Source organism: Mesorhizobium sp. L103C119B0 (assembly GCF_000502235.1).
Classification (GTDB): Bacteria; Pseudomonadota; Alphaproteobacteria; order Rhizobiales; family Rhizobiaceae; genus Mesorhizobium.
Window position 1 is genome coordinate 1 of sequence record NZ_AYXE01000048.1, and the last position, 7,396, is coordinate 7,396.

General features: G+C 61.5%; 1 protein-coding gene and 1 pseudogene. One reads left to right on the plus strand and one right to left on the minus strand.

Features of this window, described 5'->3' with window-relative positions; all coding sequences use genetic code 11:
- Nucleotides 1–3,325: 3,325 nt before the first annotated feature.
- Nucleotides 3,326–4,087 carry a Ulp1 family isopeptidase gene (locus X728_RS1000000171945; protein WP_023833285.1) on the minus strand — a complete coding sequence of 254 codons (762 nt, stop codon included), beginning with the start codon at nucleotides 4,085–4,087 and terminating at the stop codon, nucleotides 3,326–3,328.
- Nucleotides 4,088–6,320: 2,233 nt separating this feature from the next.
- Here X728_RS1000000171945 and X728_RS137210 point away from each other — a divergent pair.
- Nucleotides 6,321–6,698: pseudogene (locus X728_RS137210) on the plus strand (type IV secretory system conjugative DNA transfer family protein); the annotation flags it as partial.
- Nucleotides 6,699–7,396 lie beyond the last annotated feature (698 nt).

A 7,396-nucleotide genomic window follows, 5' to 3' on the forward strand; every position in this document is an offset into this window, starting at 1 on the left:
TGCGGGATCCGAGGCTTGGTGATGGGGCCCAGTTGGCACGAAAGACGATGCCAGAACAGCGTCGTCTTCATTAGCTTTCCCAGGGAGCTCGCGCCCGAGTTCGGACTTCCGGAGATGAGCTAGTGCACTGATCCCACCGGAGTTGTTATAGCGCTTGGCATCTTCATCCAGCGACCCCTCGTGAAGCCGAGCCGCAATCCCCGGCTTTTTGTTTTCAACGAGGTATTCACTGAAACGTCTAGGAGCAGATCCATAGGTCTGAATGGTACCGGGATTCGGCCCGGTCGGCGCTGCCTTGTACTCTTTGATGGGAGCCGCTGTGTAATCTCTGATGAGCGCGGCGTCGGCAGGGTCGGGATTATTCAGGACAGCGGCGCGGTCCAGCACTGGCGCTCCGCCCGCCCACGTCTTGAGATGACCCACTGCTCTAGCCACGTCCGAGGAGCCACTCTTGCTCTCGTACTCCTTGAGATCCGGATCCAGCGACTCCTCGTGAAGCCGAGCAGCAAATCCCGGCCTGTTATTATCAAAGAGCCAACGACCAAAGCCGAGAAGAGAATTTACATGGCGCTTGACCGTGCTCTCCAATGCTGACCTCAGCCCTTCGACAATGGTCGCATCGTTGGAATAGAGAGGACCCTTGTCGCGACCGGAGACCCCTATTGGAGGATCTGGCTGCACCGCCGCCGGCACAGAACGAGCAGGGTCACGCAACTCGGACGGTGCGGGGGGATTCAGATCAGCCACTGACGAATCCGGCGCATCATGATGGCGCGCCGTTGAGTGACCCGGCTGCAGCACCGAGGCACCCAGCATCGACCCACTGCCTCCGGCGTAGGGCGCCGCGGCGTGTTCTTGTCCGCTCCCTTGCNCCGAGGCACCCAGCATCGACCCACTGCCTCCGGCGTAGGGCGCCGCGGCGTGTTCTTGTCCGCTCCCTTGCATGAGTTGCGCCTCCCATGGCGATGGTAGAAGGTCCGCGTGCGGAATCGAGTCGAAATATCCCGACAAATCAGCGTCGACCATCTGCTTTTGCGACCGAGCCAGCGTTTCGGCCACCGCGGCCTCGCCAACCGCGGAGGGCGTCTCCTCAGCCCCGGCGAACGCTGGCCCGGCAGGCGCCGCCGGCACAGAACGAGCATGGTCACGCAACTCGAACGGTGCGGGGGGATTCAGATCAACCACTGACGAATCGCGCGCCGTTGAGTGACCCGGCTGCAGCACCGAGGCACCCAGCATCGACCCACTGCCTCCGGCGTAGGGCGCCGCGGCGTGTTCTTGTCCGCTCCCTTGCATGANATCGCGCGCCGTTGAGTGACCCGGCTGCAGCACCGAGGCACCCAGCATCGACCCACTGCCTCCGGCGTAGGGCGCCGCGGCGTGTTCTTGTCCGCTCCCTTGCGTCATGAGTTGCGCCTCCCATGGCGATCGTAGAAGGTCCGCGTGCGGAATCGAGTCGAAATATCCCGACAAATCAGCGTCGACCTTCTGCTTTTGCAACCGAGCCCACCTTTCGGCCAACGCGGCCTCGCCAACCGCTGAGGGCGTCTCCCCAGCCCTGGCGAGCGCTGGCCCGGCAGGCGCCGCCGGCACAGAACGAGCAGGGTCACGCAACTCGGACGGTGAGGGGGGATTCAGATCAACCACTGACGAATCCGGCGCATGATGATGGCGCGCCGTTGAGTGATCCGGCTGCAGCACCGAGGCACCCAGCATCGACCCACTGCCTCCGGCGTAGGGCGCCGCGGCGTGTTCTTGTCCGCTCCCTTGCNCCGGCTGCAGCACCGAGGCACCCAGCATCGACCCACTGCCTCCGGCGTAGGGCGCCGCGGCGTGTTCTTGTCCGCTCCCTTGCACCATGAGTTGCGCCTCCCATGGCGATGTATCCACTTGAGGGCCGGGATCATGCACTGGTTCGTCCATTTGCTTTTGCAACCGAGCCCACCTTTCGGCCACCGCGGCCTCGCCAACCGCGGAGGGCGTCTCCTCAGCCCTGGCGAACGCTGGCCCGGCAGGCGCCGCCGGCACAGAACGAGCATGGTCACGCAACTCGAACGGTGCGAGGGGATTCAGATCAACCACTGACGAATCCGGCGCATCATGATGGCGCGCCCTTGAGTGACCCGGCTGCAGCACCGAGGCACCCAGCATCGACCCACTGCCTCCGGTATGCGGTGCCAGGTGCTCGTCCCCCAGCATCATGGGCTGCGCCTCCCATGGCAATGCACCCACTTGATGGGTGGGGGCCTGCGTCAGCACGCGAGCGCCTGAATTGCCGATCTCGCTCAGCTGCTTAGCTTTCCCAGGGAGCTTCTCTGGCCGACCCAATGCCTTCTGCGGCCCGCTGTGCTGCGCAGCGGCGTCCCCAATGGCACGAGCCTCCATGCCGACTGCGTCTTCCGGACGAGCAGCAAGGGCAATTTCGCGCCCGAGTGCGGCGTACGGCGGGAACTTCCGGAGATGAGCTAGTGCACTGATCCACCGGTTACCACTGGAGTCCAAATAACGCCTGGCATCTTCATCCAGCGACCCCTCGTAAAGCCGAGCCGCAATCCCCGGCCTGCTGTTTTCATGCAGGTATTGACTGAAACGTCTAAGAGTAGCCGCATAGTCCTGAGTGGTTTTGGGATTCGGCCCGGTCGCAGGCTCTGCCTCGTACTTTTTGATGAGAGCCGCTTTGTAATCTCTGATGAGCTCGGCGTCGACAGGGTCGGGATTCAGGGCAGCGCGGCCCACCATTGGCGCTCCGCCCGCCGACTCTTTGAGACGACCCAGTGCTCTAGCCACGTTCGAGGAGCCACTCTCGCGCTGGTACTCCTTGAGATCCTGATCCAGCAACGGATCGTCAAGCCGAGCAGCAAATCCCGGCTTGTTATTATCAAAGAGCCAACGACCAAAGCCGAGAAGAGAATTTACATGGTCCGTGACCGTGCGCTCCCCGACCTTACCGGCATAGAGTGCTGACCGCAGCCCTTCGACAACGGTCGCATCGTTGGAATAAAGAGGACGCTTGTCGCGACCGGAGACCACTACTGGAGGATCTGGCTGCACCGCCGCCGGCATAGAACGAGCATGGTCACGCAACTCGAACGGTGCGGGGGGATTCAGATCAACCACTGACGAATCCGGCGCATGATGATGGCGTGTTTCCCCGGGAACAACGTCCCGTACGAACACCGAGTCTGGGTTGCCTTGGTCCGGCGCGACTGGAGCCAGGGCTCTGTCGTGCAACGCTCGGGCTGACTGGCCGAGCCGCTTGATCCGCTGGTGAAACGTCCCAACGGGGCTTTCCTTAACCGCGTCTCGGGCCTGTCGGTCCATGAGTTCAAAGTTCGTNCCGCTGGTGAAACGTCCCAACGGGGCTTTCCTTAACCGCGTCTCGGGCCTGTCGGTCCATGAGTTCAAAGTTCGTGAGATAATTTGCCGTTCCAGATGTATCGTCACCCATGAGTCGGGTTTGTAGTGCCTGCCGATTGACGACGAGGTTGTTGAGGTTCAGGTCTGGCAGGTCTGGCAGGTCTGGCTGCCATCTTTGCAATCGCCCAACCAGCGCCCGCGTGCCGTCCACCACGTAGACTCCGCAATCCCACTCGTTGCTCTGCTGGGCGATGCGGGGTAAGTCCACGCGGGTCTCCAGGCTGGCGCCCAGCCTTTCTGCGAGGTGTTTTGCAAGCTTGTCATGCCATCCGCTGACGGAGTCATAATGATAGGCAACCGGCCGTTCCCGGTCGCTGCGATCAACGAACAGCAGCGACCAATGTTTGCCGCGCTCCGCAAGAGTCTTACCGCCATCGCTCACTGGCACGAACAGGAAGTCGGCTGTGTCGTTACCGTTCTGATTATGGACGATGCGCTGGAATGCGCTTAGCTTGTCGCTCTCGGAGCCCAAGCGCAGATGATAATTGGCTACGAGGGGATCCACGAACCGCGTCCGGGCGGCGAGTTCTGGATTGTTCCCCTGCAACTCCTGCTCCAGGAGCTGGTAATCCCTGTGGATATGTTCGTCGCCTAGCAATTGCAATGCGCCGAGCACCCGCCCGCTGGGGTCGCCGAAAACACCAAAAAACCCTTCGACCGCGGGGGACATCCCCTCAGGAAAGAGCTCTGGCGAGGCGGAATTCCCCGCCCGCAAGCTGGGCGGAGCGAATTCCGGTGGCCTCAGTGGCACCTCCTCGCTTGGTACCAGGTTGCTCCTGTCCTGTGCAGCGATCCGCTCGTCCGGCGCGCGCTGGTCGCCGTCGCGCCAGATCAGGGGACGAAAGGACTCTGCGGGATCCGAGGCTTGGTGATGGTGCCCAGTTGGTACGAAAGACGATGGCAGAACAGCGGCGTCTTCATTAGCTTCCCCAGGGAGCTTCTCTGGCCGACCCAATGCCTTCTGCGGCCCGCTGTGCTGCGCAGCGGCGTCCCCAATGGCACGAGCCTCCATGCCGACTGCGTCTTCCGGACGAGCAGCAAGGGCAATTTCGCGCCCGNCTGCGCAGCGGCGTCCCCAATGGCACGAGCCTCCATGCCGACTGCGTCTTCCGGACGAGCAGCAAGGGCAATTTCGCGCCCGAGTGCGGCGGACGGCAGGAACTTCCGGAGTTGAGCTAGTGCAATGATCCTCCGGTCACCACTGGAGTCCTTATAGCGCTTGGCATCTTCATCCAGCGACTCCTCGTGAAGCCGAGCCGCAATCCCCGGCTTGTTGTTTTCAACCAGGTATTCACTGAAACGTCTAAGAGTAGCTCCATAGTCGTGAATGGTTTGGCGATTCGGCCCGGTCGCAGGCGCTCCCTTGTACTCTTTGATGAGAGCCGCTTTGTACTCTTTGATGAGCACGGCGTCGGCAGGGTCGGGATTCAGGACAGCGCGGCCCACCATTGGCACTCCGCCCGCCGACTCTCTGAGACGACGCAGTGCCACAGCCACAGTCGAGGAGCCACCACTGCTCTCGTACTCCTTGAGATCTTCATCCAGCGACTCCTCGTGAAGCCGAGCAGCAAATCCCGGCTTGTTATTTTTAAAGAGCCAACGACCAAAGCCGTAAAGAGAATTTACATGGCGCTTGACCGTTTCCTCCTTGGCCTTACCCGCGTAGAGTGACCTCAGCCGTTCGACAACGGTCGCATCGTTGGAATAAAGAGGACGCTTGCAGCCGCGACCGTCGGAGACCACTACTGGAGGATCTGGCTGCACCGCCGCCGGCACGGGGGAACGAGCATGGTCACGCAACTCGAACGGTGCGGAAGGATTCAGATCACCCACTGACGAATCCGGCGCATGATGATGGCGCGCCGTTGAGTGACCCGGCTGCAGCACCGAGGCACCTAGCATCGACCCACTGCCTCCGGCGTACGGCGCCGCGGCGTGTTCTTGTCCGCTCCCTTGCATCATGGGCTGCGCTTCCCATGGGGCCGCGCCTTCGATGAGGCTCAGGTCTCCCTGAGACGGATGAGGATGGAACGGGTCTGGCAGAGCCGGAACGCCGGGGGCGGGAATTTGGGCAGCGGCTTGGCGCGCCTCGCCCGAGCGCTGCTCAAAGCCCTCTTGCCCGGCCTGTGCCGCTTGCTCTTGAGATGCCGGGGGCTGCACCTGCCGCCAACCTGTTACATTGGATAGGTCAAATTTGTGCCGGTTCACGCTAGCCTCACGTCCACAGATCAGCTGAGCAACCTACTCGGGCATACTTACGAGAAGCTGACGAGGTCCGCGGTCCCGGAGCGGGTAGGCCTAATTTTCTGCGCGCCGATTGCGCTGGCGCGACGTAGCCCGGCCTTTTGCCAGCTCGGCAGCTACGGCTCGCAAAGAGCGTCGTAAGGCTTGCGGAGCCGCCCCTCAGCTCCCGTCGAGGAGCAATCCACAATTCACATATTTGGAGATGGCTCGCTGGTTTACCGGTCTGCGAGCCCTGCAAGCCCTGCAAGCCCATGCTTCAGATGCCGCCCGTGCAGAGGTATTTCATTTCGAGGTAGTCCTCGAGGCAATGGCGGGAACCCTGCGTCAGCGGGAGCGTCAGCTACATAGTCGATAACACGCGCTTTTTACCTCGGTCTCGGCTCGCAACGATGGATTGCTAACGGCGAACTCATGCTGGTCGGCAAGGCGATAGCATCAACTCGGCCGACGAGAGTGGCCACACCATCCTAGACAGGATCGGCCGATATGCCCGGCATCGCCGCTCTGCAAAAAGCACAGCGGGCATCCAGACGTTGCCGGGTTGACTATGGGTGTCCGAACCGCGAAAAGAGGCCGCTCTTTATGAGTGGCGTGCGCTTGCAGTCTAACCCCAAGCCCCCCGCCCGGGCTGCCGGCGCGCTTCTAGGAACATCGAGGTAGATGACGAGACTCCGAACTAAATTTCCAAAGCTATCGGTGGATTCACATTTCAAGCCCAATCGATTTCCTACAGCCAGGCGCGAACGTTCGATTGGAACATTCAGAATTCACATCAAGGTGCACCGCTATTGCGTCCCGAACAGGTTCGGCTGCTCGATGACGACTACGAGATTGTTCTCATCAAAGGTCTGCCACCATTAAAATTGAGGAAGGTGCGTTATTTCTCGGATCGCATTCTGAAACGCATCTTTGAACGCCAGACAGGCGCCCTCCCGGAGCCGGCGCCCTTGACGGGAGCAGAGGAGGCGCTCCCCGCCGAATCTCAACTCGATGACCCGCTGTGTGAATTGGCGCAGGACTTTGACGATACAGTTTGATGTGAGGCTGGTGTGGACCCCGCGAAAAAATCCATCCCGTGTAACAGCTTTGTCGCAGGTGCAGGACGCCGGCTTGGAAGTGGGGCAAGCGGGCCAAGCCCGGCAAGTGGGCTTTGAGCAGCACGTGTCCGAGGCGCTCCGGCCGCTGTTCGATGGTCGAGCTGACGAGCCGCCAACCAATCCAGAGGAGCTTCTGCGACTGGAACAGGGGGTTTCGCGAGGTGCTTCAGCGAGGGCAGGATCATCAAGCCGCTTCGTCTTTTTTCAGCAACCCAGGGATGCCCGCTGGACGGGATGACCTCAACAGAAGCGTGTCGGAGGCTTTCGCAAGCTCTGGGACGCCGGAGTTCGGGCCGCCGCCCCCAGTCTTGGCTGCCAGCCAACAGCAGATCCGCCCTTCGCCGGATGAGCTTGACCAGGGCAACCACCTACCACCCGAGTGAGTCGTCCCAACAATGAACATTCACCAGCGCTGTTGTGGCCAGCGCAGACGCAGAGGGCCCTGAATACGCCGCAAGCCGTCGCCATTCAGCAGCAGCTGAGCGAAATCGGCAATTCAGGCGGCCGCGTGCATATGCAGAGAGGGGCTGATGCGATCTCCGGACCGGTAGCTCTCGCTGTAATTGATCAGGCTGGTACTGTTGGAAGGCTTGATCAGCCTCGTCACCCCAATCTCCAGCATAGCTCACTGTCACGCG